The organism is Amycolatopsis sp. lyj-90 (genome assembly GCF_046549035.1).
GTDB lineage: Bacteria > Actinomycetota > Actinomycetes > Mycobacteriales > Pseudonocardiaceae > Amycolatopsis.
On record NZ_JAJPWP010000002.1, the window covers coordinates 310,674 to 335,474 of the forward strand.

23 protein-coding genes and 2 pseudogenes are annotated in these 24,801 nt (G+C 69.6%); 17 read left to right on the forward strand and 8 right to left on the reverse strand.

Annotated features, from left to right (window positions below; all coding sequences use genetic code 11):
• Window positions 1-4: 4 nt before the first annotated feature.
• Window positions 5-949, reverse strand: a complete 945-nt coding sequence (locus tag ACLJPX_RS07090) for a GlxA family transcriptional regulator (protein WP_410599310.1) — start codon at window positions 947-949, stop codon at window positions 5-7.
• A gap of 71 nt (window positions 950-1,020) precedes the next feature.
• Here ACLJPX_RS07090 and ACLJPX_RS07095 point away from each other — a divergent pair, with 71 nt between their 5' ends.
• From ACLJPX_RS07095 to ACLJPX_RS07115, 5 genes are all read left to right on the forward strand, one after another.
• Window positions 1,021-1,356: a cupin domain-containing protein gene (locus ACLJPX_RS07095; RefSeq protein ID WP_410599311.1), complete on the forward strand. Its 336-nt coding sequence runs from the start codon at window positions 1,021-1,023 to the stop codon at window positions 1,354-1,356.
• 167 nt (window positions 1,357-1,523) lie between these two features.
• On the forward strand, window positions 1,524-1,910 hold the full coding sequence (locus ACLJPX_RS07100; protein WP_410599312.1) for an STAS domain-containing protein: 387 nt from the start codon (window positions 1,524-1,526) through the stop codon (window positions 1,908-1,910).
• The gene (locus ACLJPX_RS07105; protein ID WP_410599313.1) at window positions 1,907-2,317 is read left to right on the forward strand and encodes an ATP-binding protein; all 411 of its coding nucleotides are present in this window, start codon (window positions 1,907-1,909) and stop codon (window positions 2,315-2,317) included. The genes ACLJPX_RS07100 and ACLJPX_RS07105 overlap by 4 nt, the downstream gene beginning before the upstream one ends.
• Entirely contained in the window at window positions 2,310-3,902 is a 1,593-nt protein-coding gene (locus ACLJPX_RS07110; protein WP_410599314.1) for a PP2C family protein-serine/threonine phosphatase, read from the forward strand. The genes ACLJPX_RS07105 and ACLJPX_RS07110 overlap by 8 nt, the downstream gene beginning before the upstream one ends.
• Window positions 3,899-4,927 carry a B12-binding domain-containing protein gene (locus tag ACLJPX_RS07115; protein WP_410599315.1) on the forward strand — a complete coding sequence of 343 codons (1,029 nt, stop codon included), beginning with the start codon at window positions 3,899-3,901 and terminating at the stop codon, window positions 4,925-4,927. The genes ACLJPX_RS07110 and ACLJPX_RS07115 overlap by 4 nt, the downstream gene beginning before the upstream one ends.
• Window positions 4,928-4,984: 57 nt before the next feature.
• Here the strand turns inward: ACLJPX_RS07115 and ACLJPX_RS07120 are convergent, their stop codons facing one another.
• The 7 genes and pseudogenes from ACLJPX_RS07120 to ACLJPX_RS07150 form a co-directional block, all read right to left on the reverse strand.
• Window positions 4,985-5,161 carry a CsbD family protein gene (locus ACLJPX_RS07120; RefSeq protein WP_410600016.1) on the reverse strand — a complete coding sequence of 59 codons (177 nt, stop codon included), beginning with the start codon at window positions 5,159-5,161 and terminating at the stop codon, window positions 4,985-4,987.
• Window positions 5,162-5,272: 111 nt separating this feature from the next.
• Window positions 5,273-5,602 (reverse strand): annotated as a pseudogene (locus tag ACLJPX_RS07125) (STAS domain-containing protein); the annotation flags it as partial.
• A 114-nt stretch (window positions 5,603-5,716) separates the two neighbouring features.
• On the reverse strand, window positions 5,717-6,136 hold the full coding sequence (locus tag ACLJPX_RS07130; RefSeq protein ID WP_410599316.1) for an ATP-binding protein: 420 nt from the start codon (window positions 6,134-6,136) through the stop codon (window positions 5,717-5,719).
• An 84-nt stretch (window positions 6,137-6,220) separates the two neighbouring features.
• Complete coding sequence (locus tag ACLJPX_RS07135; protein ID WP_101608948.1) at window positions 6,221-6,427, reverse strand: hypothetical protein; 207 nt, start codon at window positions 6,425-6,427, stop codon at window positions 6,221-6,223.
• Complete coding sequence (locus ACLJPX_RS07140) at window positions 6,424-6,843, reverse strand: ATP-binding protein (protein WP_410599317.1); 420 nt, start codon at window positions 6,841-6,843, stop codon at window positions 6,424-6,426. The genes ACLJPX_RS07135 and ACLJPX_RS07140 overlap by 4 nt, the downstream gene beginning before the upstream one ends.
• Window positions 6,840-8,171, reverse strand: a complete 1,332-nt coding sequence (locus tag ACLJPX_RS07145; RefSeq protein ID WP_410599318.1) for a PP2C family protein-serine/threonine phosphatase — start codon at window positions 8,169-8,171, stop codon at window positions 6,840-6,842. Before ACLJPX_RS07145 ends, ACLJPX_RS07140 begins: the two co-directional genes overlap by 4 nt.
• On the reverse strand, window positions 8,171-8,524 hold the full coding sequence (locus tag ACLJPX_RS07150) for an STAS domain-containing protein (protein ID WP_410599319.1): 354 nt from the start codon (window positions 8,522-8,524) through the stop codon (window positions 8,171-8,173). Before ACLJPX_RS07150 ends, ACLJPX_RS07145 begins: the two co-directional genes overlap by 1 nt.
• 424 nt (window positions 8,525-8,948) lie before the next feature.
• Here ACLJPX_RS07150 and ACLJPX_RS07155 point away from each other — a divergent pair.
• From ACLJPX_RS07155 to ACLJPX_RS07210, 12 genes and pseudogenes are all read left to right on the forward strand, one after another.
• Window positions 8,949-12,637 (forward strand): annotated as a pseudogene (locus ACLJPX_RS07155) (nitrate reductase subunit alpha).
• On the forward strand, window positions 12,637-14,202 hold the full coding sequence (gene narH / locus ACLJPX_RS07160; RefSeq protein ID WP_410599320.1) for a nitrate reductase subunit beta: 1,566 nt from the start codon (window positions 12,637-12,639) through the stop codon (window positions 14,200-14,202). The pseudogene ACLJPX_RS07155 and the gene narH overlap by 1 nt, the downstream one beginning before the upstream one ends.
• Complete coding sequence (gene narJ, locus ACLJPX_RS07165; protein ID WP_410599321.1) at window positions 14,199-14,810, forward strand: nitrate reductase molybdenum cofactor assembly chaperone; 612 nt, start codon at window positions 14,199-14,201, stop codon at window positions 14,808-14,810. The genes narH and narJ overlap by 4 nt, the downstream gene beginning before the upstream one ends.
• Window positions 14,807-15,532, forward strand: a complete 726-nt coding sequence (gene narI, locus ACLJPX_RS07170; protein WP_101608955.1) for a respiratory nitrate reductase subunit gamma — start codon at window positions 14,807-14,809, stop codon at window positions 15,530-15,532. The genes narJ and narI overlap by 4 nt, the downstream gene beginning before the upstream one ends.
• Window positions 15,529-16,083 carry an HPP family protein gene (locus tag ACLJPX_RS07175; RefSeq protein WP_410599322.1) on the forward strand — a complete coding sequence of 185 codons (555 nt, stop codon included), beginning with the start codon at window positions 15,529-15,531 and terminating at the stop codon, window positions 16,081-16,083. The genes narI and ACLJPX_RS07175 overlap by 4 nt, the downstream gene beginning before the upstream one ends.
• Before the next feature lie 478 nt (window positions 16,084-16,561).
• Window positions 16,562-16,879, forward strand: a complete 318-nt coding sequence (locus ACLJPX_RS07180) for a hypothetical protein (RefSeq protein ID WP_410599323.1) — start codon at window positions 16,562-16,564, stop codon at window positions 16,877-16,879.
• The gene (locus ACLJPX_RS07185) at window positions 16,879-18,615 is read left to right on the forward strand and encodes an alpha/beta hydrolase (RefSeq protein WP_410599324.1); all 1,737 of its coding nucleotides are present in this window, start codon (window positions 16,879-16,881) and stop codon (window positions 18,613-18,615) included. The genes ACLJPX_RS07180 and ACLJPX_RS07185 overlap by 1 nt, the downstream gene beginning before the upstream one ends.
• A 15-nt stretch (window positions 18,616-18,630) precedes the next feature.
• Window positions 18,631-19,242: an LppA family lipoprotein gene (locus ACLJPX_RS07190; RefSeq protein ID WP_410599325.1), complete on the forward strand. Its 612-nt coding sequence runs from the start codon at window positions 18,631-18,633 to the stop codon at window positions 19,240-19,242.
• 339 nt (window positions 19,243-19,581) lie between these two features.
• Window positions 19,582-20,619 carry a hypothetical protein gene (locus tag ACLJPX_RS07195; RefSeq protein ID WP_410599326.1) on the forward strand — a complete coding sequence of 346 codons (1,038 nt, stop codon included), beginning with the start codon at window positions 19,582-19,584 and terminating at the stop codon, window positions 20,617-20,619.
• Between the two features lie 82 nt (window positions 20,620-20,701).
• Entirely contained in the window at window positions 20,702-21,229 is a 528-nt protein-coding gene (locus ACLJPX_RS07200; RefSeq protein WP_410599327.1) for an EF-hand domain-containing protein, read from the forward strand.
• 377 nt (window positions 21,230-21,606) lie between these two features.
• Entirely contained in the window at window positions 21,607-24,192 is a 2,586-nt protein-coding gene (locus tag ACLJPX_RS07205; protein WP_410599328.1) for an AAA family ATPase, read from the forward strand.
• On the forward strand, window positions 24,189-24,788 hold the full coding sequence (locus ACLJPX_RS07210) for a helix-turn-helix transcriptional regulator (protein ID WP_410599329.1): 600 nt from the start codon (window positions 24,189-24,191) through the stop codon (window positions 24,786-24,788). Before ACLJPX_RS07205 ends, ACLJPX_RS07210 begins: the two co-directional genes overlap by 4 nt.
• Window positions 24,789-24,801: the final 13 nt, after the last annotated feature.

Genomic DNA, 24,801 nt, shown 5'->3' on the forward strand with positions numbered 1-24,801 from the left:
CCGCTCAAGGCGAAACCGGGCCCCGGAACGCGCGCCGGTACGCGCCCGGTGTCGTACCGACCTGGTCGCGGAAGCGGCGGCGGAGGTTGACGGCCGACGTCAGGCCGACGCGGGCCGCGATCGCCTCCACCGGAAGCCCGGTCTCCTCCAGCAGGGTGCGCGCCTCGGTCACCCGGCGCGCCAGCAGCCAGGCGCCCGGCGTGGTGCCGAGCCGATCGGCGAACCGGCGGGCCAGGGTGCGGGGCGAGACATTGACGTGCGCGGCCAGCTCGCCCACCGACAACGGTGTCCCCAGACGCGCGCCCGCCCACTCGAGGAGGCCGTCCAGCTCGTCGTCGGGTGGCGGGGACGGGACGAACTGCGCCTGACCGCCGTCGCGATGCGGTGGCATCACCATGTGCCGTGCGACCAGCGCGGCGTGCGCGGCCCCGTGGTCTTGCCGGACGAGGTGCAGGCAGAGGTCGATCCCCGCGCCCGCCCCGGCGCTCGTGGCGACGTCGCCGTGGTCGACGTAGAGCACGTCCGGTTCCACGCGCACCTCGGGGAACTCCTCCTGCAGCCGGGCGGCGCGCGCCCAGTGCGTGGTCGCCGCCCTGCCGTCCAGCAGCCCGGTGCGGGCCAGCGCGAAAACGCCGGAACAGATCGTGACGAGCCGCGCGCCCCTGGCATGCGCGCGAAGGAGCGCCCGGCGGACGGCGACCGGCAACGGCGCCTCCACCGGAGCCCAGCCCGGGATGAGCACGGTGTCCGCCTCCGCCAGCGCGGAAAGGCCGCGTGTCACCGACATCGCGTACCCGGCGGTGGTCGGCACCGGGCCGGGTTTCTCCGTGCAGACGTCGAATTCGTAGTACCGCGGCACCCCGGCCCGTTCCGTGCCGAAGACCTCGGCGGCGATACCGAGTTCGAACGTCGACTGCACCGGCCGCACCAGTGCCCTCACGCGATGCATGGCAGAAAAGTACCCTGTGATGTCTTCCTGGACACTTTCCGGCGGCCCGCCGATCGCGGAACCTGGGATTCATGCACCCCGAGATCCTCGCCCAAGAGGGCTACACTTCCGTCTCCGTCAAGGAATCCCCCGTCCGCGAACTCTTCCCCGGAATCCGGTTGCGTCCTTTGTGGACAGGAACGGACGGCGCGCACGCCAACGTGCTGGAAATGGACCCCGGCACCTCGTGGCCGCGTCGCGACGTCCACGAGCCAGGGCCCGAGGAGGTCTACGTCGTTTCCGGCACGTTCAACGACGGCGCGCGCGACTACCCGGCGGGGACCTTCCTGCACGCTCCGGCCGGTTCGTGGCACGTGCCCGCGTCGGCGACGGGGTGCACGCTCTTCGTCTTCTATCCCGAGGGGTGAGCCAGGAAGTCCAGGCTCCGTTGCCGGGTAAGGGTTGACGCCTCCGCGGATCGCCCGCCCGCCCGCGAACCTGTTCGGTCGTCCTGTCCTCGTCGGACCTCGCTGGTAGATTCCAGGGCGGGGTTGAGCCGCCAGCCCCGTCAACAGGATCGTGACCAGGAGCGTCGATGACCACCGATGTCGCGCGGCCCCGCCACCGGTTTTCCGGGGACGGCTGGACGCTTGAGAAGTACGAGTCCGAGGGGCTCACCGTGTTCGCGATGAGCGGCGAGTTCGACTTCGCGGTGTCCCCCAAGCTCCGGCAGATCGTCGGGGAACACCCACCGTCCGGCCGGGCCGTCGCGGACATGACCGCTGTCACGTACTGCGACTCCAGCTGTCTGCAGGTCCTGCTCGGCCTCGCGCAGCGGCTGCGGGACCAGGGCGGCCGGTTCGCCGTCGCCACCTCGGTCCGCGCCGTCGCCCGGCCGATCAGCCTGCTGCGGCTGGACGAGCTCATGCCCGTCCACCCGACACTCGAAGACGCGCGTTCGGCACTGGATTCCCGCTCATGACCTCCTCCGACGCCGCGATCCGGCAGGACACCACGACCCGCGAGCTCGCCATGACCGGAGATGTCCGCCGGCTCGCCGAGGTCCGCGCCTGGACCCGGGAAACCCTGGACGGGCTGCCCGAGGACACGGTCGCCGACGTCGTGATGGTCGTCGACGAACTCGCTTCCAACGCGCTCCGGCACGCGCGGGCGCCGTACCTGGTCCGGCTGCTGCACACGGACGACACGCTGCGTGTCGAGGTCTCGGACGGCGCGCCCGGCTCGGCGGCGCGGCGCGGTCCCCCGAACAGCACCGGCGGCCAGGGCCTCACCCTCGTTTCCCTGGCTTCCACGTCGTGGGGCCAGACGGCCCGCCCGGACGGCAAGACCGTGTGGGCGGAACTGGACATCGGGCAGGCCGATGGCTGAACCCCTGATCGCGGCACCGGCCACGGCCGGGCGAAGCTGGGAAACCGCGCCCTCACCCGCGGTACTGGTCGACGACGACGGAATCGTCCTCGGCCTCAACGACGCCGCCCGCGCGCTGTTCCCCGAAGCACGTCAGGGCCTCCCGTTGCGCCACGGGACGGCCCCCTGGCTGGCGGAAGCCCATCGTGACGGTGTGACCGGGATCGTCCGCGGCGTCGCGGGCGACCGTGCCTGGGCCGCGTCCTCGATACCGCACGACGGCGTCGTCACCTGGTGGCTGGCCGACGAGACCGACACCGAGGCGGCCCGCGAACTGGTCCGGCAGGAACGGCAGCGCGTCGCCTTCCTCACCGACGCCTCGGCGGCGCTGCTGAGCTCGCTCAACGTCGAACGCTGCATCGAGGTGGCCGCGCAACTGGCCGCCGAGCACCTGGCCGGGGCCGCGGTGGTGCTGGCTCCGCCGGTTCAGGGCGCCCATCCGGCGGCGTCGTGTGTTCGCGGCGGCGCCGTGACGCTGTCCAGACTGGTCATCGAACCCGCCGACCTGCCGGGGCTGGACGAGGCGTTGCGCGGCTTCCCGCCGGTGCCCTCGCGCTGGCTGGACCCCGGGGCGGCGCCGTCGTGGATCCTGCCCGACGGGTTCGGCCCGGCCACTTCGCTCGTCGTCACGCCCTTGCCGGGGCACGGTGTACCCGCCGGGGCGCTGATCCTGCTGCGCACCGGTGACCAGGCCGCGTTCACCGACCAGGAAGAGATCTTCGCCCGGCTGTTCGCGGCCCGGGCCGGTGCCGCGATCTCGGCGGCCAGGATGTTCGCCCATCAGGCGTCGACGACCGAGACGCTCATGCGCGAACTGCTCCCGCCCCGGCTGGAGCAACTGGGCGGCGTCGACTTCGCCGGTCGCTACCGGCCCGCGTGGGACGAGGACCGCATCGGCGGCGACTTCTACGACGTCCATTCCGCCGTCGACACCGCCGGGTACGAGTCGCTGGCCGTACTCGGCGACGTCTGCGGAAAGGGACTCGAAGCCGCCGTCCTGACCGGCAAGATCCGGACGACGCTGCGCGCGCTCCTGCCGATCGCCGAGGACCACCACCGGCTGCTCAGCCTCCTGAACACCACCCTGGCGAGCCGGGAGGACGGCCGGTTCGTCACGCTCGCCCTCGCCTCCGCCCGCCGCGAGGGCGACGCGGTGCGGCTGCGGGTCACCTGCGCCGGGCATCCGCCGCCACTGGTCGCCCGTTCCGACGGCACCGTCGAGGAGGTGGACACCGGCGGCAGCCTGATCGGCGTCCTCCCCGAGATCCGGACGACCTCGGCGGAAGTCCTCCTCGCGCCCGGTGAAAGCTGCCTGATGTACACCGACGGCATCGTGGAGGCCAAGGGCGGCCCGCTCGGTGACGAGATGTTCGGCGAGGAACGGCTGCACGCGGCGATGGCCGAATGCGCCGACCTGGCGGCGGACGCGGTCGCCGAACGCATACAGATGCTGGCCACGCAGTGGATCGGCGGCCGTGCGCACGACGACATGGCGGTGCTGGTGATCACCGCTCCGCGGAAACCACGGAGGCCCGGCACCCGGTGACATCCGACTACTTCGAACGGCTGTGGCAGGCGGTGACCGCCGGTGACGAATACGCCGCCGGTGACGTCGTGGTCTCTGCGCTGGGCGCCGGTGTCGACGCGGAGAGCGTGCTGCTCGACGTGGTCGGCGCGGTACAGCGCAAGGTCGGCCAGGAGTGGGCCGCGAACCGGCTCACCGTGGCGCAGGAGCACGCCGCCACCGCGATCAACGACCGGGTGCTCGCCGGTTTCGGTTACGCCCTCCCCCGGCCGCGCGAGCACCGGGGCCGCATCACGGTGGCGTGCGTCGACGGCGAATGGCACGCCATGCCCGCCCGGCTGCTGGCCGAGGTGCTGAAGTTGCGCGGGTTCCAGGTCGACTACCTCGGCGCGCAGGTACCCGCCCCGCATCTGGTCGCCCACCTGCACCGCACGGGGCCGGACGCGGTGGCGTTGTCGGCTTCGCTGGCCACCCGGCTGCCTGCCGCGCACGCGACGATCACGGCCTGTCAGGCGGCGGCGACCCCCGTCATCGCCGGCGGTGCGGCGTTCGGCCACGACGGCCGGTTCGCCCGGCTGCTCGGCGCGGACGCCTGGGCCCCGGACGCGCGGGCGGCGGCGGATCTGCTGACCGCGCCGCTCCCCCGTCCCCGTGCCGGGCACCAGCCCCTCGACGACCTGCCGCATCTGGCCGACCAGGAGTACACCCTCGTCACGCGGACTTCGGGACAGCTGGTGAAAGCCGTCCTGACCGGGCTGGAGGACCGCGTCCCGGCGATGCGCCGGTACACCGAGCGTCAACGTCAGCACACGGCGGAGGACATCGCCCATATCGTCGAATACCTGACGGTTTCGCTGTATGTGGGAGACGAGGACCTGTTCACCGCTTTCCTGACCTGGACGGCGGAAATCCTTTCCGCGCGCCAGGTTCCGGCGGGATCCCTGCTCCCCGCACTCGAACTCCTGCGCGGGGAACTGCACGATTTCCCGCGTTCACAGGCGATGCTCGACGCCGCGCGCACGCGGTTGAGCGGCATCGTCGGCTGACGACGGGTACGCGAAAGGGGCCCGTCCTCTGTGGACGGACCCCTTTTCGGCGTGATATCAGTCCTTGACGCCCTTCACGGCGTCCTTGACCTTCTCGCCGGCTTGCTTGAGGTTGGCCTTGCCCTGCTCGGCCTTGCCTTCGGCCTGCCACTGCTCGTTGTCCGTGGCGTTCCCTACGGCTTCCTTGGCCTTGCCCTTGAGCTCGTCGACCTTGTTTTCGGCTTTGTCGTTCATCAGGGCCTCCATTCGTTGTCCGCTGACCCTTGAGTACCCGGCTTCCGGAGCGGGAAACGGCGGAGTCGACGTGGCACCTGACACGTTTAGGATTTCGAGCGCGGCCTCACGGTCGGGAACGATGGTCAAGTAGTCGTCCATGCCCAGCAGGGTCAACGGCCGCAGCACCGCGGACCGCGCGGTGACCACCAGCAACGACAGGCCCGCCCGCTCTTTCCGGATGGCGGCGCCCACCAACTGGGCGAGCACGCAGGAACCGCAGAAACTCACCTCGCTCAGATCCGCCACGACGGGAACCGGCAACGCGTCGGCCTGGGCGAGGGTCGCGCCCAGGACCGGGTCGGCGGCCAGATCCAGCTCGCCGGACGCGATCACGAGCACGACGTCGTCCCGGCGGGCGACATCGATGACGAAGGCCGGGTCGGGCGAGGGAGTGTGCATGATCGGGTTCGGCTCCAGGGCGAGGACTGCGCGGACGGCGTGCGAACACTACGCGGCCTGCCCGGGAGATCACCGGAGGCGGTTCGGCAGTCGGCGCACTCCACCCGACCGTGATCAACTGCGGCCGGTCGGTTCCTGGGTCAGGCTGAGTTCCGCCCATACGGTCTTTCCGTCTTCGCGGTGCTCCTGGCCCCAGCCGGTCGAGCAGGCGTCGATGAGGGCGAGGCCGCGTCCCCCGGTCTCCGAGGGAGGGCGCGGGGTGGCGGGTGTCGTGCCCGAGTCGTCGACCTCGATGCGCAGGCGGCCAGGCAGTCGCAGCAGGCGCACCTGACGCGGCGGATTCCCGTGCCGCACCGCGTTGGACACCAGTTCGTCCAGCACCAGGATCGTGTCCGTCAGGTTCTCTTCGGTGGCGTCACGCAGTTCCGCGCGCGCCCAGGCCCGCACCCTGGCCAGCTCGCTCAGGTGGCCGCTCACGTCCAGGGTCAGTACTTCGACCTTGGCGCCGGCGGACGATGCCTGATCGGTGGACACGGGGACCTCCAAGTTCTTTGCTACCCGTGGGGGGCTCGCGAGGACCTAGTACCCCGAATGCCGCGAACTTTAACGATCATCCCCTCATCGCTCGCCACCCGTGTGACCACACGGGTAGACCGTGCCCGCGGCCAGGGCTTCGCACGACGGGCAGTTGTTCACCGGCCGCTCACGACGGCCCCAGAAGGGATGGGTGGCCCCGCAGAGCGCGGTGACCTGGTCGCCGCGGCCGGGATCCGGAGTGCACACGGGGCAGTAGGCGTGCGCCGCCCGCTCGATTTCAGTGGTCATCTCGCTCCTTCGGGGAGACTCGTCCAGGTCATGGTCACCGTGGTGCCGTCGCCCCGGTATTCACACTCGGCGTGGTCGGCCAGGCGGTCGATCAGCAGCAGGCCGCGGCCGCGGATCGTGTCGGCCGGGTCCGCGGGCTTCCAGGCCCCGTAGTCGGTGACGACGATCCTGATCTCGTCACGGACGGCGGTGGCGTGGATGTCGATGACGCCGTCCGCGCCGCCCCGGTAGGCGTGTTCGGCGGAGTTGGCCAGTGCTTCGTTGCTCGCCAGGACGATGTCCTCCTGCCGTTCCCCGTCGACGCCGAGACCGGCGAGCCATCCCGTGAGCTGCTTGCGGAGCCCGACGAGCCGTCCCGGTTCGGCGGGCACCCGATCGCGGAACTCCCGCGGGACCGGGGCAGGTACGTGCTTCATTCTTCGCCGCCTGTCGTGTGCTGGACGTGGATCACGGCGATGTCGTCGTCGTGGCGATTGTGGGTGATCTCCTCGATGAGGTCGTCCCAGGCGGCCGCGTCGCCGAGCCGGTCGCCGTACGCGGCGAACGCGCCGAGCAGCCGTTCGATGCCCAGCGTGATGTCCCTCGCGGGGCTCTCCACCAGGCCGTCGGTGTACAGCAGCAGATCCGAGCCCGGCGGGAAACCGGTCCGTTCCTCGGCGAAAGCGGAGCCGACACCCAGCGGCGGTGCGAGCGCCTCGCCGACCTGGTCGATCCGGCCGTCCGGATGTCTCAGCACGGCGGGCAGATGCCCGGCGTTGGCGTAGGTCAGCGAGTGGTCCTCCGGGTCGTGGACCGCGTAGAAACAGGTGACGAACCCGGGCTCCGTCAGCTGGGAGACCCGGAGCAGCAGTTCCGACGGCCGCAGTTCCAGCAGGGCGTAGGCGCGGATGGCCGTCCGGGTCTGGCCCATCACGGTCGCCGCAGGCACCCCGTGCCCGACGACGTCGCCGATCACGAACGCCGTGCGCCCGGAGGGCAGCCGGATGACGTCGAACCAGTCGCCGCCGACGTTGGTCCCGGTGGCGGCGGGCAGGTAGCGGGTGATGATCCGCAGGCCGGGGATCCCGGGCACCTCCGGCAGCATGCTGCGGGACAGTTCGGCGACGAGGGTGCGCTCCCGCTCGTACAGCCGGGCGTTGTCCAGCGCGATCGCGGAATAGCCCGCGATGCCTTCGGCGAGGTACTCGTGCCGCTCGGTGAAGCGGCCGGGTTCGGCGTGGCCGAAGAAGAACCCGCCGAGGACCTTCCCGCTGGTCGGGCTCAGCACCGGCACCGCGAGATAGCTGCGGACCGGGAGGTGTCCTTCCGGCATGCCGCGGTAGGGCGGGTTCTTGCCGAAGCCGGGATCCCTGGTGATGTCGTCGCTGCGGACCGTGCGGACGCCGTCGAAGGTGGGCGCGAAGATCTCGGTGTTGCGGGGCATCGGGAACCGGGAGAATGCCTCACGGGGAACCCCGGACAGCGTGTACAGGGTGTAGGACTCGCCGAACTGGTCGACGAGGTTGTAGAAGAACGCGCCGAAGGCCGCCCCGGTCGCCTTCGTGGCGGAGTCGGTCGCGTCCTGCACGATCCGGTCGATGTCGAGCTGCGAGGTCAGCCGCCTGCCGACCGAGTGCAGTCCGTCGACCAGCGCGGCCTCGGCACGCAGGCGGTCGACGAGTTCCACGAGCGGGGAAACGGCCTCTCGGTCACCGGCGGCGATCCGGCGGACGGCCTCCGCGACCACGTCGGTACCGGGTTCCATCAGGCCTCCAGCGCCGCTGTCCTCGTCGGATAGACCGCCAGCTCGTCGGTCAGACAGGTCAGCTCCAGCGGCCGCAGCACGACCCGGCTGCCCGCCACGACCCGGACCTGGGTGACACCCGCGCACAGCCGGTCCGCCCGGACCAGCTCCGCCATCCCCGCCGACGCCAGGAATTCCACGGCCGTCAGATCGACGACCATGACCGCGGGCCGCAGCCGGAAGGCCCGTTCGACCATCAGCCTCAGCCGGGGCGCGAGGGCGAGGTCGAGCGCGCCGGACACCTCCAGCACGGCCGTTTCGTCAGTGCCCTCGAACGCGACACCGCCGCTCTCGGCTCTTCCCGATTCCGTCACCGGTTCATTTTGCCGGGGGACGCGGCGGGCCGCCATCCGGCAGGTCCGGCCGAAGCGCGTCGGTATAGGTCGTTATACATACCTTCGGCCCTGTCCCGCGCCCGGTGATACTTCTTCCACGTTTTCCGGTTCGCCCGGCCCCGAATCCGTGTGCCACACCGGTACCCCGTTCCGTGAATTCGCACAGGAACTCCTTTCGATCGCCCGACCGAACGGAATAATCTAATTTCTCGGGACACTTACCTCGCCATTACCTGCACATTTACTTGCTGGTCTTTTCGAGTGATCAACACCCATGATCACCTTCGCGGAAAGACAATGGGCGGCCGATACCGCTAGCATCGCACTCGTTCCCCGGACAGACTCGGCAAGTCCTGTTCGCGCTGTCTGCCTCATTCACGACTTTAGTCGGGAGGTCGCGAGCGTGCGCTCGCCACGAAAAGCCAACGGAAACGGCTCCGGAAACCACCACGACGAAGGTGCGGCGACCACCGCCCTGCTCCGCCTGGGCCGTTATCTGACCCGCGCGGAGAGTTCCGCGGATCTGCACTCCGTACACCTGACCGGCGGCCGGGAAGCCGATGCTTTCTACCGTGACCGCTGGAGCCACGACAAGGTGGTCCCGTCGACGCACGGCGTGAACTGCACGGGTTCCTGCCGCTGGAACGTGTACGTGTCCGACGGGATCATCACGTGGGAGAGCCAGGATCCGGATTATCCCTCCGTCGGCCCCGACAAACCGGAGTACGAACCGCGCGGCTGCCCTCGCGGCGCCTCCTTTTCGTGGTATTCCTATTCCCCGACCCGGGTACGTTTTCCGTACGCGCGAGGCGTACTGGTGGAAATGTACCGGGAGGCGCTGAAACAGCACGGAGACCCGGTCGTCGCTTGGGCTTCGGTGATGGACGACCCGATGAAACGACTGTCCTATCAGCGCGCCAGGGGAAGGGCGGACTGGTCCGGATCGGCTGGGACGAAGCGGCGGAAATCGCGGCCGCCGCGCATGTGCACGCCATTTCGCGCTACGGGCCGGACCGGGTCGCCGGCTTTTCGCCGATTCCGGCGATGTCCATGGTCTCGCACGCGATCGGGTCGCGGTTCATGGCGCTGATCGGCGCCCCGATGCTCTCCTTCTACGACTGGTACGCCGATCTGCCGGTGGCCTCGCCGCAGGTGTTCGGCGATCAGACCGACGTGCCGGAGTCCGCGGACTGGTGGGACGCCGCATACCTGATGATGTGGGGCTCGAACGTCCCGGTGACCAGGACACCGGACGCCCATTGGATGGCCGAGGCCCGTTATCGCGGCCAGAAGGTCGTCGTGGTCTCCCCCGACTACGCCGACAACACCAAGTTCGCCGACGAGTGGCTGGCCCCGCACCCCGGCACCGACGCCGCGCTGGCGATGGCCATGGGGCACGTCATCCTCACCGAGTTCTTCGCCGAACGGCGGGTTCCGTACTTCACCGACTACGTCAGCCGCTTCACCGACCTTCCCTTCCTGGTCACGCTGACCGAACGGGACGGCGCGTACGTACCGTCGAAGTTCCTCACCGCCGCGGATCTCGGAGCCGAGACGGCCGAGCCGCGATGGAAGACCGTGCTGGTCGACGACCGCACCGGGGAACCGGTCGTGCCCAACGGCTCGGTCGGCTTCCGCTGGAACGAACACGACCAGGGCAGCTGGAACCTCGACCTCGGCGACGTCGTGCCGCGGCTGAGCCTGCTCACCGATCCCGGTCACGAGGGCGTCGAGGTGCTGCTCCCGCGGTTCGACACCGACGGCGTCCTGCGGCGCGGAGTACCGGCCGTGGAGCACGGCGGACAGCTGGTCACCACGGTGTTCGACCTGCTGATGGCGCAGTACGGTGTGCGGCGCGGCGATCTCCCCGGCCGGTGGCCGTCCGGCTACGACGATCCGGCGGAACCGTGCACCCCGGCGTGGCAGCAGGAGATCACCTCGGTCCCGGCCGAGCGGGTCGCCCGGATCGCCAGGGAGTTCGCCGAGACCGCCGAGGCGTCCCGCGGCCGGTGCATGATCCTGATGGGCGCGGGCACCAACCACTGGTTCCACTCCGACACCATCTACCGGTCCTTCCTGGCGCTGCTGACGATGACCGGCTGCCAGGGCCGCAACGGCGGCGGCTGGGCGCATTACGTCGGCCAGGAGAAGGTGCGGCCGCTGACCGGACACCAGACCCTCGCGGGCGCGATGGACTGGATGCGGCCCGCCCGGCAGATGATCGGGACGGCCTATTGGTACCTGCACACCGGCCAATGGCGCTACGACGCGCTGCGCAACGACGAGCTGACTTCCCCGCTGGCGACCGGGAAACTCGCCGGGACCAGTGCCGCGGACACGCTCGCGCAGTCGGCGCGGCTGGGCTGGATGCCGTCGTTCCCCACCTTCGACCGCAACCCGCTCGACCTGGTCGACGAGGCCGAGGAAGCCGGGCTCGACCCGGTCCGCCACGTCACCGACAAGCTCCGCGAAGGCACGCTGGGGTTCGCGGCCGAGGATCCGGACGATCCGGAGAACTGGCCCCGGGTGCTCACGGTGTGGCGGTCCAACCTGCTCGGTTCCTCCGCCAAGGGCCACGAGTACTTCCTGCGCCACCTGCTCGGCACCGACGCGAACCTGCGCGGCGAGGAGGCGCCGCCGGACGCGCGGCCGAGATCCGTGAAATGGCACGAAACCGCCCCGGTCGGCAAGTTGGATCTCATGCTGGCAATCGATTACCGGATGACCAGCACCACCTTGTTCGCGGATCTCGTGCTGCCGGCGGCGACCTGGTACGAAAAGCACGATCTCTCGTCGACGGACATGCATCCCTTCGTGCATTCGTTCAACGCCGCCGTCGATCCGCCGTGGCAGACCCGCACCGACTTCGAGGCCTTCCACACGATCGCGAAGCGGTTCAGCGAACTCGCCGAACGGCATCTCGGCGTGCGCAAGGACCTCGTCGCCACCCCGATGACGCACGACACCCCGAGCGAAACGGCGCAGCCGGGCGGAGTCGTGCGTGACTGGCGTGACGGCGACGTCGAGCCGATCCCGGGTGTCACCATGCCGCGGCTGACCGTCGTCGAACGCGATTATCCGGCGGTGGCGGCGAAACTGGCCACGCTCGGTCCGCTGCTGGAGAAACTGGGCGCCACCAGCAAGGGCCTCACCTACGACGTCGGCGAGGAGGTGAACTGGCTGCGCGCGAAGAACGGCGTCGCGACGACCGGGGCCGCTCAGGGCCAGGCGCTCATCGACACCGACATCAAGGCGGCCGACGCCGTGCTCGCCCTGTCGGGCACCACCAACGGGCGGCTGGCCACCCAGGGTTTCCGCGATCTCGAGAAACGGGTCGGCACCGAGCTGGCGCATCTTTCCGCCGAGCACGAAGGCAAGAAGATCACCTTCGCCGACACCCGGTCCCGTCCGGCGGCGGTGATCACCAGTCCGGAATGGTCCGGCAGCGAGAGCGGCGGACGGCGCTACTCGGCGTTCGTGATCAACGTCGAACACGGGAAACCGTGGCATACCCTCACCGGCCGTCAGCATTTCTTCCTCGACCACGACTGGATGCACGAACTCGGCGAGGCGCTCCCGGTCTACCGGCCGCCGCTGGGCTCGCAGCATCTCTCCGGCGGGACGGGAGACGCCGCGGAGGTCACCGTGCGTTATCTGACCCCGCACAGCAAATGGTCGATCCACTCGACATACCAGGACAACCTCCACATGCTCACCCTGTCCCGCGGCGGGCAGGGGATCTGGATGAGCCCGGCCGACGCCGAGGCCATCGGCGCGAAGGACAACGACTGGATCGAGGCGGTCAACCGCAACGGCGTCGTGGTGGCCCGCGCGATCGTCTCCCACCGGATGCCCGCGGGCACCGTTTTCCTTTACCACGCCCAGGATCGGGCGGTGAACGTGCCGCGCAGCGAGGCCACCGGCAAACGCGGCGGCACGCACAACTCGCTGACCCGGCTGCTGCTCAAACCCACCCATCTCATCGGCGGCTACGCCCAGCTCTCCTTCGGTTTCAACTACCTGGGCCCCACCGGCAACCAGCGCGACGAGGTCACCGTGATCCGCCGCCGTTCCCAGGAGGTGCGTTACTGATGCGGGTCATGGCACAGCTGGCCATGGTGATGAACCTCGACAAGTGCATCGGCTGCCACACCTGTTCGGTGACCTGCAAGCAGGCCTGGACCAACCGGGCGGGCACCGAGTACGCCTGGTTCAACAACGTGGAAACCCGCCCGGGGCAGGGATATCCGCGTCGCTACGAGGATCAGGAGCGCTGGAAGGGCGGCTGGGAGCGGACGGCGAAGGGCAAGCTCCGGCTGCGAGCGGGCGGACGGCTGAGCAAGCTCGCGAAGTTGTTCGCCAACCCGGATCTGCCGGAGATCTCCGACTACTACGAGCCGTGGACCTACGACTACGCCACCCTGATCGAAGCGCCGCTCGGCGACGACGTGCCCACCGCCGCGCCGCGGTCGGCCATCACCGGCGAACCCCTCCAGCCCACCTGGGGACCGAACTGGGACGACGATCTCGGCGGCTCCACCGAGCACGGCGTCAAGGACCCGATCGCCGAGAAGCTCCGCGACGAACTCGGCATCCGGATCAAGTTCGAGTTCGAGCAGAGCTTCATGTTCTACCTGCCGCGGATCTGCGAGCACTGCCTCAACCCGTCCTGTGTGGCCAGTTGCCCGTCCGGCGCGATGTACAAACGCGAGGAGGACGGGATCGTGCTGGTCGACCAGGACCAGTGCCGCGGCTGGCGGATGTGCGTCACCGGCTGTCCGTACAAGAAGGTCTACTTCAACCACAAGACCGGCAAGGCCGAGAAGTGCACCTTCTGCTATCCGCGGGTGGAAGCCGGGCAGCCGACGGTGTGCGCGGAAACCTGCGTCGGGCGGCTGCGCTACATCGGCGTCCTGCTCTACGACGCCGACAAAGTCACCGAAGCCGCGTCCGTCGCCGACGAGCACGACCTCTACCCCGCGCAGCTCGGCCTGCTGCTCGATCCGCACGACCCCGCCGTGATCCGGGCGGCCGAGGCGGCCGGTGTCCCGCACGACTGGCTCACCGCGGCGCGGCGTTCCCCGGTGTACCAGCTGATCCACGACTACCGGCTGGCGCTGCCGCTGCATCCGGAATACCGCACGATGCCGATGGTCTGGTACATCCCGCCCCTGTCGCCGGTGGTCGACGCCGTGAGCGGCAGCGGTCACGACGGTGAGCACCGCGACAACCTGTTCGGCGCCATCGACGCCCTGCGAATCCCGATCGAGTACCTGGCCGAACTGTTCACCGCCGGCGACACCGAGCCGGTCCGGCGGTCCCTGCGGCGGCTGGCGGCGATGCGGTCCTACATGCGGGCGGTGAACCTCGGGCAGGAGACGGACGAGGACATCCCCGCCTCCGTCGGGCTCACCGGGGAGCAGATCTTCGGCATGCACCGGCTGCTCGCGCTGGCCAAGTACGACGAACGCTATGTCATCCCCACCGCGGGTGTCGGGCAGGCCCACGACCTGGAGGGCATCGCCACCCGGTGCAGCCTCGACGTCGACGGCGGCCCCGGCATGGGCGGCGGTGAGTCCACAGTGGACCTGGTCAGCTGGGACGACGGCGCCCGCCCGGACGCGTTGTTCCCGACCCTGCGGGGGCGAAACCGGTGAAACTCCTCCGCCCCAAGGCTTCCCGGGATCACGCGGCCCTGCGCCAGATCGCCGGATGGTGTCTGCAGTATCCCGACGAAGCCGTCCTCGGCAAACTCGGCCTGCTGCGCGCCTGCCTCGACGAGACCACCGGCCCCGGCCAAGACGAACTCTCCCGCACGGTGGCGTATCTCGAACACGGTGAACCCGGCGAGCTGGCCTCGCACTACATCGAGGTCTTCGACCGGAAGCCGCGTCGCACGCTGCACCTGAGCTGGTTCCTCGACGGCGACACCCGCCGCCGCGGGGAGACGCTGGCCGCGGTACGCCGGTTCTACCGCACCCACGGGTTCGCCCCCGCCGAGAACGAGCTGCCGGACTTCCTGCCCGTGATCCTGGAGTTCGCCGCCGCCGCGAACCCGGACGCCGCCGGGCAGGTGCTCGCCCGCTTCCATCCCGCGCTGGAACTCCTGCACCGCAATCTGTCCACTATGGACACCCCGTATCGCGACGCCGTCGCCGCGGTGCTGGCCACCCTGCCCGCGGTCCCCGCGCCGCTGCCCGCGGAGCCCCCGGCCGAACTGGTCGGCCTCGACCCGTTCCCCACCGGCGCCGGAGGTGGCCGATGAGTTCCGGATTCGACCTGCTGTTGTGGGGAGCCGCGCCCTACGCGGCGATCGCTCTGCTGGTGTTCGGCACGATCTGGCGGTATCGCCACGACAAGTTCGGCTGGACGAGCCGGTCGAGCCAGCTCCACGAATCCCGGCTCCTGCGGGTGGCCAGCCCGGTGTTCCACATCGGACTGCTGATGGTCATCGGCGGGCACGTGCTCGGCCTGCTCGTGCCGAAGGGCGTCACCGAGTTCGCCGGACTCGACGAGCACGGTTACCACCTGATCTCGCTCGGGATGGGCAGTATCGCCGGGCTGGTCGCGATCGGCGGGCTCGGTCTCCTGCTGTGGCGGCGGATCCGGGTGCCCGCGGTCCGCGGCGCCACCTCGGTCAGCGACAAGTACATGTACGTCGTGCTCGTGCTGGTGATGCTCGCCGGGCTGGCGACCACGCTGGTCGACAACGGTGTCCGCGGCGGATACGACTACCGGGAGACCGTCGCGCCCTGGTTCCGGGGCATCCTGCTCCTCGATCCCCAGCCGGAGCTGATGGCGTCGGCGCCGCTGGACTACCGGCTGCACACCGCGCTGGGCATGCTGTTGTTCGCGCTGTGGCCGTTTTCCCGCTTGGTGCACGCTTTCAGCGCTCCGGTGCGGTACCTGCTCCGCCCGTACGTGGTCTACCGGCGCCGCGCCCCCGGCAGCGTCGGTACCCGGAACCCGCGCCGTGGCTGGGAATGACCAGGATCAGCCGCACCGCCTACGTCGCGCTGAGTTCCTTCGGCTGCATCGTGTTCATCGGCCTCTGCGCGATCCTTTCGGGCGCTCCCCTGCTGTTCCCTTCGCTCGGGCCCACCGCGTTCCTGGTGTTCGCGAGTCCGCGGGCGCCGGGCGCGAGCCCGCGCAACACGGTGCTCGGTCACCTGGCCGGTGTCCTCGCGGGACTCACCGGCCTCGCCGTCACCGGGCTGCTGACCGCCGCCCCGGACCTGACCCATCCTTCCTGGGCCAGGATCGGGGCGGCGGCGATCGCGCTGGGCCTCACCTGCGCCGCGATGGCCGCGCTGGAGATCCCCCATCCACCCGCCGGGGCGACCACCCTGATCATCGCGCTCGGCCTCCTGCACACCGCTCCACAGATCGTCGCGGTCCTGGTGGGCGTGGCCCTCATCGCACTGCTCGCCGTGCTGGTCAACAAGCTGTTCGGGATTCCTTATCCTTGGTGGCGCTCGCCCCGGGCCGCTGAAGAACCTCCTCGTCCGCTCCCGACCGAATCGTCCGCAAGGGGTTGACGACCGCGGCAGCCGGTCCCGGCCGAGATCAGCTGAGTGTGAAGATCCACAGCTCCACCGATATGGGCCGGTCGTACTTGAACGCAAGCCAAACCAGCGTGATGAACGTAAAGCAGATGATCCCCAAGATGAGCACGTTCACGCCAGCACTTCAACGGACGCTTCGACCCCGGATGGCTCTGGTGGCAGCCAGGCGATGCGTCCTGATCGTGCCTTAGGTCCAAGCTCGACCTGTCCGGGCCATCAGGCATTCACAGCCTGAGTCTCCGCGGCGAGCCCAGCACCGACGTGAAGCAGCGCGATCGTCGAATCCGCGGCCGAACGCGGTGCAAATAACGAACTCCGCGCGCCTGAGTAGTTCTGCTCACCGAGCTTGAGTAGCCCTCCCCGACCTGGGCGGATGTGGTTCACAGGTGACCGGCTGTTGTCGTAAGGTCACGGAGACAGCACACGCGTCACCTTGGGAGGGGTGTGGCAGATGGCTGGGTACGAGGCCGTACTTGGAGAGATCGACGAAGCGGGCAAGGCCGCGGGAAGGCTGGTCGACGACGCCCGCGGGCTCGACGCTGCCGGTGTCGTCCCGGAGGGTGACGCCGGACTTCCCGGTACGCGTTCGGCGGGCAAACTGGCGGCCTTGAAGAGCGCGTGGTCGGGCAAAGGGCGGCGTTGGGCCGGAGCCTGGGAGGCGTACTCCGGTGACTTGGGCAAGGCCGTCGCGAACTATCGCGCCAACGAGGCGGCCGCCCAGCAAGATCTGCGTGTCACGGTCGCTCACGGCGGGCCGAAGGCCAGCTGATGGTGTCCTGGGGCGATCTTCGACGCTGGAACCCGAGCGTCCTTTCGAACATGTCGGCCGCGCTCAACGGCAAGTACTTACAGCTGCTCGCCTGTTCCGAAGACTTCGAGGACGCTGTCATGCCGAGCGGCTGGTCAGGCACGGCGGCGACCGCGGCGGCCGGAGCTTCGCAGCGTCTGATCGAAGAAGGCAAGGAGTGGGCGGCCGAGATCGCGGCCATCCGCCGCGCGAGTGGTGACGTCGCCGACGCGGCCACCGGTGTCCTCGCCGGCTTCAAGGAAGCCGAGGAGCTGGCACGGGCGCACAACTTCTTGATCGGTGACGACGGCGGGATCACCGACAGGGGCCTGCCACCGGACACTCCGGAAGACCAGCGTGAGGACGTCGAGCGGGAACGGAAGGCGGTTGCCTCGGAGCTCGGTGAGCGCGTGAAGCAGACGCTGCTTTCCGCCGAGGACGTCGACAACGACTTCTGCGCCGTGCTCGAGCCCGCCATTTCCGGGCACACTCTCGACGCCAGTGGCGAGGGCACCAGCCTGGCCGCGGCAGGAAACGCCGGAGAGGCACTTGGCTCCTTGTCGATCTCTTCCCCGCCGGCCGTCGACGCGGGTCCGGCGGCCAACGCGGCCTGGTGGGATTCCCTCTCGAAACAGCAGCAAGAGCGCTTGATCAAGGACCACCCTGGCCTGGTGGGCAACCGGGACGGCGTGGCCGCCTGGGCCCGAAGCAAAGCGAACCTCGCGCTCCTTGCGGACGAGAAACAGAAGCTCCTCGAGGAGCGCACCGAGCTCATGCGGCACGCACCAGACGACCTCGGCCGCGACCGCCCGCTCGTCCGCGACTACCAGGAGAAGCTCGGCAAACTCGACGAGCGGCTCGGCGCGCTCGACAAGATCAACGGCATCATGCTCGGCCCGGACGGCAAGCCCAAGGCTGACAAACAGCTCTTGTCGCTCGATATGACCGGCGACAAGGTGAAGGCCGCAGTCGCCAATGGTGACGTCGACATCGCCAAGCACGTTTCCGTGTTCACGCCGGGCATGAATTCGGCAGTGGAGAAGAATCTCGACGGCTACGTGAACGACATGCAGACCGTGCGGGACAGCGCGAGCCGCATGCTCAACGACCCCACCGGGCAATCGGTTGCCACGGTGACATGGCTTGGTTATGAACCCCCCGCGACCGGCAACCTAGGCGACTACGTCGACGTCATTGGTGGCGGCGCGGCGCGGGATGGTGCCGAAAAGCTCGCCAGGTTCGACCAGGGCATCAACATGTCCCGGCCAGACGACCCGCACCTCACCGCCCTCGGACACTCGTACGGCTCCCTCACCACGGGGATCGCCCTGCATAGCGACACTGGCGTGGACGACGCCGTGTTCTTCGGCTCGCCTGGTATCTCTGACCAGCCCTACGGGGACGGCATCGCGGGCCGCTCGATCGAGCAACTGCACATCCCCGAAGGCCATGCCTATACGCTCGAGGCGGACGGCGATCCGGTGGCCGACGTCGGCAACCTCACGCATGGGCGGTTCGGTGAGGACCCCGGCAGCATGGACGGCATGAAGCAGCTCGCCACTCACGAGGCGACCTCGAAGTTCGACGGCCTACCGCTCGCCGCGTCGACCGGCCACAGCGAGTACACGCTCACCACGCCCGAGGGCACCGACAGTACGAGCAAGTACAACATGGCCGCGGTGATCGCCGGCCTTCCCGACCTGACCGTCTCGAAGTAAGCCCAGGTGAAACCCATGAAGCACGCCCTCCGAACGTCCAATCGGATCGCCGGGGCGGTGCTCGCCGTCCTGCTGACCAGCACGGCGTGCGACAGCGGCCCGGACTACCTCGACAACGCCCACAGCAAGGACGGCATGTCGACCCAGCAGCAGTTCGGCGAACTCCTCAAACGCCCGAGCAGTGAGGACGCCCAGAAGACCTACCGCCAGGTTCTTGCCGATCTCCAGACGACACTGGCCGATGTCGGGCTCAAGGACTGGAAGGTCGGACAAGATGCCCGCGTCGACTCGGGGTGCAATGCCTTCCGCGCGGTCGACCTGCACGATGTGACGACGACGTACACCGCCTGGGGCTCACCGAATGAGGTCGCCGAGGCCGGTTGGCCGAAGGTGACGCAGGCGCTCACCGATGCGGCCGGGAAACACGGCTTCACGAAGAAGGGGCTCGAAGTCAACAAGCCGACGTACCGTGAGTTCCACCTGCTCGACGGTTTCGGGGCCGACCTCACGCTGTCGTCCGGAAGCGGGTCGACCACAGGGACGAGCAGCATGTTGACGTTGAAGACGGGGTGTCATTTGACGGCGGAGGCGCATGCGCGAGGCGTGCCACGTCCCAACGGAACATAGCCAGGAATAACCGCCTGAATCACGCCGACGGTTGGCGGCGCCGTCGGCAATTGCCGGTATCGTGCCGACCTTCCTCATGCGAGACAAGGCCGAGCGCACACTGGGGAATGCATGCGATGGCAGCCGCCCTCTCACAAAACCCCGGTTCGACGGCTCAGGCCAAAGCCAAGAAACTCGCCCTTAGTTATCGAATGACCAAGAAGCATAAGCATGCGCCAGAGGTGGCCAGAGGCCCTGATCCTCGACGCGCTCACCGAATAACGATCCGGGCAGGCACGCAACGCACGACAGGGAATCGACGACTGCCAGGCAGATCATTCTCCGGATGCGAGGCACACCATGTCCCTCAACGACAGTCCCGATTTCAAGGAGCCGAACGAACACGAGCGGCGCTGGGGTGGATCCGCGGAGTGGAAACCGCGACGCAAGCGGGACCGCGTCGACGCCTACAACCCCCGCCTGACCGTCCTCGACCAATGCCTGGCGATGATCCGCTACGGCACGAAGAGCGGCTTGTCCCTCCCCGCCGACGCGATCGACATCGTGGACGTCGCACGGAGAGAAGCGGATCCCCAGTTCGATGACACGCTCTACACCCCGCTGCCACTCAGCAAACTGACCGAGGCCCACAAACAACTCGTCGCCGCCGTGGCACCGGCGAACCCGAACACGATCGAGCTCCTCGCCGACGAAGAAGCCCACGGAGTCCGCCGTTACTTCGGTGCCACCAGATACGCGCGCTCCCTCGCCTTCCTCGCGATGGCGCTGTTCACCGCCTTCGTGGCCCTCCAGATCTGGCGGACGAGTTCCGGTGCCCCGCTCTGGCTGGACATCCTCGTCACCGCGCTCGCCTCGGTCATCGGCGGGATCTTCTACGTCATGTTCGCCCTGAGCCGTCAGCTCTCCCGCGGCTCCTTCGAACGAGGCCTGGAAGGCAGGTACACCAACCTGATCATCCTCGGCGGCCTCGCCGGGACGGCGCTGGCGTTTCTCATCGTGGAACCCGCGGCGACCACCGCGAACGCTCCCGCCTCCACGAGCGTCAGCGTGCTCCTGACCCGTCCGCTGCTCGCGCTTCTCGGCGGATTCTCGGCCCGGGCGGTGTACCGCATTCTGGAACGTCTGGTCAGCACCGTCGAAGCGCTGATCAAAGGCTCCGGTGACGAACTCGTCGCGGCGCAGGAACTCGCCGCCAAGGCACGGGCGACCGCCGAGATCTTCGACCACAAGACGGAAACGGTGACGGACCTGCTGCGGGTCACCCGGGGCATCGCCGCCGGCTCCACCACCGACCAGATCCGGGCCGAACTCGAAGTCCTCGTCGCGAAGATCATCAAGGGCCTTCCTCCTTCGACGCAGCCACCGCAATCCGAGTGAGCGCCCGTCCCCCGATCGTGGTTCGCCGGGGCCCTGAATGGCCGATGTGTCCCGGCGGAGTCCGGTCCTATCGTTCGGTCGCATGGCAAGCGACTTGCAACGGCGCAAGATCTCCGGTGTCTTCGCCGCGATGGACGTCGACGGCGACGGTTTCCTTCAGGAGCGGGACTTCCAGGCCCTGGCCGACCGCTGGACGCGACAGCGCGGCCCCGGCGACGGGCCGCGCCTGACCGGCATCATGCTGAGCTGGTGGACGACCTTGCTGGCGGCCTCGGACCTCGACCGCGACGACAAGGTCTCCCTCGACGAAGTCCTGCTGGTGGTGGACAAACTGCCGGACACGCCCGAGGCCGTGATCGCGACCGCCGACGCGATGTTCGAAGCGATCGACGAGAACCGCGACGACCTGATCTCCGCGGCGGAGTACCGCCGGCTGATCGAGGTCTGGAACGGCCGCCCGACCGACACCGACGCCACGTTCCCGCTGCTGGACTCCGACGGCGACGGAATGCTGTCCCGGAACGAGTTCGCCGCGCTGTGGCTGGAGTTCTGGGCGGGTGACGACGCCGGAGCGCCAGGCACCCTTGTCTTCGGCCCGCTCGCGGCCTGACCTCCGCGCTGCCCTTTCGGTCAGTGCCTCCGGCCGTGCGGTCCGAAAACCGCCGCGCCGGGGCCGGACCACGCTAGCTTCGAGGAAGCGGCCGGTGACGGACCAGGGGCTCATGCCCCGCCCGGCCGCGGCGTCGCCACGTCCGCTCCCCCATGCGGCCGTGCGGCGCCGGTGACGTCCTGGATTCGGTGCTTTCCTCACCAACCCCCCGGGGAAGGCACCGCACCGGACATCCACCGGTCCCGCGCAGACGGATGTGCGCCGGCCGACCGCCGGCGCGCATCCGGTCGCGGCTTTCGGGCGGACCCACCGTCCATACGGGCCAGAACCCGCCGGACGACCACGTCACGGCCGCCGGGTCGGCTCAAGATGGCGGCGTGGACGAGGTGACCGAGCAGATCCTGGAGCGTGTCACCGGCACGGGCGCCCCCTGCGTATGGGTGACCGGACCGGCGGGCGCCGGCCGGACCACGCTGCTCGCCCGGTTGCGCGAGCGGCTTTGCGAGTCAGGGCACGGGGTTTCGAGCGCGCGGTTCACACAGACGGGTGACCTGGCCCCCGGCGGCTTTCCCTGGCCCGCCCCGGCGACGGGCGCGGCCGACGACCCCGCGGTGGCCGGGCGCGCGGCACGGGCCGTGGCCGCGCCGATCCTCGGCGGTGGCGGGCACGTGCTGATGCTCGACGACACCCAGTGGATGGGCCGCGACTCGCTGGCCGTCCTGGAGGCGTTGATCCGGCGGCTGGACGGTACTTCCGCGCGGTTGATCTGCGCCACTCGCACTCCGGTCCGTGAGGTGGGCGAAGGACTCGCCCTCGTGCGGCGGCTGCGGGCCGACGGCCTGGTGCATCCCGTGCGGCTGCTGCCGTTGAAGGCGGAGGAGATCACGCGACCGGTCGTCGAAGCGCTGGGCGCCGTTCCGAGTGCTTCGCTGCGGGACCGCCTGCACGAACTCAGCCGGGGTGTACCCGCCGCGCTGCGCCAGGCCTTGGACCTGCTGCGCGCGCAGGGCGCGATCCGGATCGTCGACCGGCGCGCGTATCTCGTCCCCGGGACCGCGGTGCCGTTGCGGTCCGTGCCGTTGGATCCCGAGCGGCTCGCGGTCGCGAAGGCGGCCGCCGTCCTGCATCCGCTCGGCGAGGCGATGCCGTCGTTGATCAGCGGGGTGCTGGCGCAGGATCCCGCGGAAACCCTGGCGATCCTCGAAGTCCTGCGCGCCGACGGGGTGCTGCACCGCGGCCGCGGATGGCGGTTCACCGTGCCGGTGGTGGCTTACGCGCTGATCGCCGAACTCGGCCCCTTCGAGCGGCGGCGGTTCTCCGCGGCCGCCGTCACCGCGTTGTGGAACGGGACCGCGCACACGTCCGACCCGTACTATCTCGCCGACCGGATCGCCGAGGCGGGCAAGCTGATCGACCCGCGGCGCGCGCTCGCCGAACTGCTCGACAACGCGGCCTTCCTGCCCGACGACCAGACCACCCGCGGCGCGCGGTGGCTGCGCGCCGCCGTCGAGCTGACCGAGGACCGGCCACAACGCGCGAGGGTGACCCTCCTCCACACCATGTGGTGCCACCTCAACGGCGATCACGAACAGAGTCTCGCGGGCACACGGCGGCTGCTTGAGGAATTCCCCGACCGGCTTTCCGCCGACGCCGCGCAGGAAGCGCAGTCGATCGCCGTCTGCGCGCTGCACAACTCCGGCAACACGGCCGAGCTGACGAGGATCGCCGCGAACCCGCCGGAATGGTCGGTGGCGTCGAGCGCGATCGCGCTGAGCCTGCTGGACCGGTGGGCCGAAGCGGCCGAACTGCTGGCGGAGAACGATTCGTGGCGCACGGAGTCGACGGTTTCCGCGATGCTGGGCGAACTCTTCGGCGGCCTGGCCGAGCTGTGGGCAGGCCGCTCCGCGCGGTTCGGTGCGAACCTGACCGAACGCGAGCGGTGGCCGCTGAGGACGGCGAGGCGGCCCCGGAACGACCAGATCACCTCGTACGTCACCGCGTTGCTGGTGCTGGGCGAACGGGCACGCGCGGAAAAGCTGCTCGCCGACGAGGTCTTCCCGGAAACCGGTCTGCGCGACAGCGAACGTTCACTGCTCGCGGCCATGCGTGGCGATTCCGCCCGCGCGGTCGACTTCGCCCACCGCAGTGTGGCCGACCGTTCGCGGCGCGGCTACGACACCGGCTCGACCGCGATGCACCTGTCGACCGTGTCAGTCCTGCTGTCGCAGGGACGGTTCAGCGCGGCGCGGGAACTGCTGACCGCCGCCCGCGCCACCGCGCCGATGCTGGCGCATCTGCTCGACATCGCCGAAGCGCGGGTCGACATCGCGCTGGGCGAAACCGACCGCGCCGCCAAACGCTTGCACGCGGCCACCTGCGGACTCGCCGTCGGCACGGACGTCGCCTGGGCCGACCTCGCCGAACTGGCGTTGCGGAACAACGACCGCGCGGGAGCGAAGAAGGCACTCGACGCGCTGGAGGACCTCGCTTCCGCGATGCCGACCGGGCGGGTGCTGCTGCATCGCCATCTGGTCCGGGCCTGCCTCGGCCGCGAGCCCGCCGGCGAAGGTCTCTGGCTGGCCCGCGAACGCGCGCAACCACTCGAACTGGCCGTCGCGGCCGAACGGCTGGTCCGGCACGGCGCGACGGAGCCGAAGGTGCTCACCGAGGTGTACGAGGTGCTCGGGTCGTTGGACGCGCTGCTGTACCGCGCGCGGCTGCGGAATCTGATGCGGGAGAACGGACTCGAGATTCCCGGCGGCCCGCAGGAGACGGTCGCCGAGAACGAGCACCTGCTGGCGCTGCTGGCGGGCGAAGGGCTGACGAACGAACAACTGGCGACCGCGCTGCAGACGAGCCAGAAGAGCGTGGAGGGACGGTTGAGCCTGCTCTTCACGCGGACCGGCTACCGCTCCCGGATCGAACTGGCCACGGCGCTGCTGAACGGCCGATACGCCTCGTGAGCGGGCCGGACCTCCGGGTGGCCGTCCACGCGGCCGACCCGCTGACCCTGGCGGGGGTGGTCGGCATGCTGTCGCAGGCCGAGGCGCTCGAAGTCGTCCCACCCGGCGCACGGGGCGCGGACGTGCTGGTGGCCGCCGAGGATCCGGTCGACCACGATCTCCCGGTTCTCCGGCGCGCGGTGTCCGAACAGGGCGGCCTGCCCGGCGTCCTGATCACCGGGCCGCTGCCGCCGGAGGGCTACCGCTCGGCCGCGGCCGCCGGGGTGCGCCGCGCGCTGCCGCATCGGGCGGCCCGGACCGAACTGCTGATCGCGGAGGTCCTGGCCGCGCGGACGGCGGTCTCGACCACCGCCGCGAGGCTGGCCGCCGGGTATGACGCCCTGGTGGGCGGCCCCGACGAGTCTTCGCGGTTCCGCGAACGCGAGATCCGGGTGCTGCGGATGATCGCCGACGGCAAGGACACCGTCGAGATCGGCGCGGCGATGGGCTACTCGCAGCGGACCATCAAGAACATCCTGCACCAGGCCCAGCACCGGCTGGCGCTGCGGAACCGGGCGGAGGCGGTGGCCGCCGCCATCCGGGCCGGGCTGATCTGAGGACGTGAGCCGA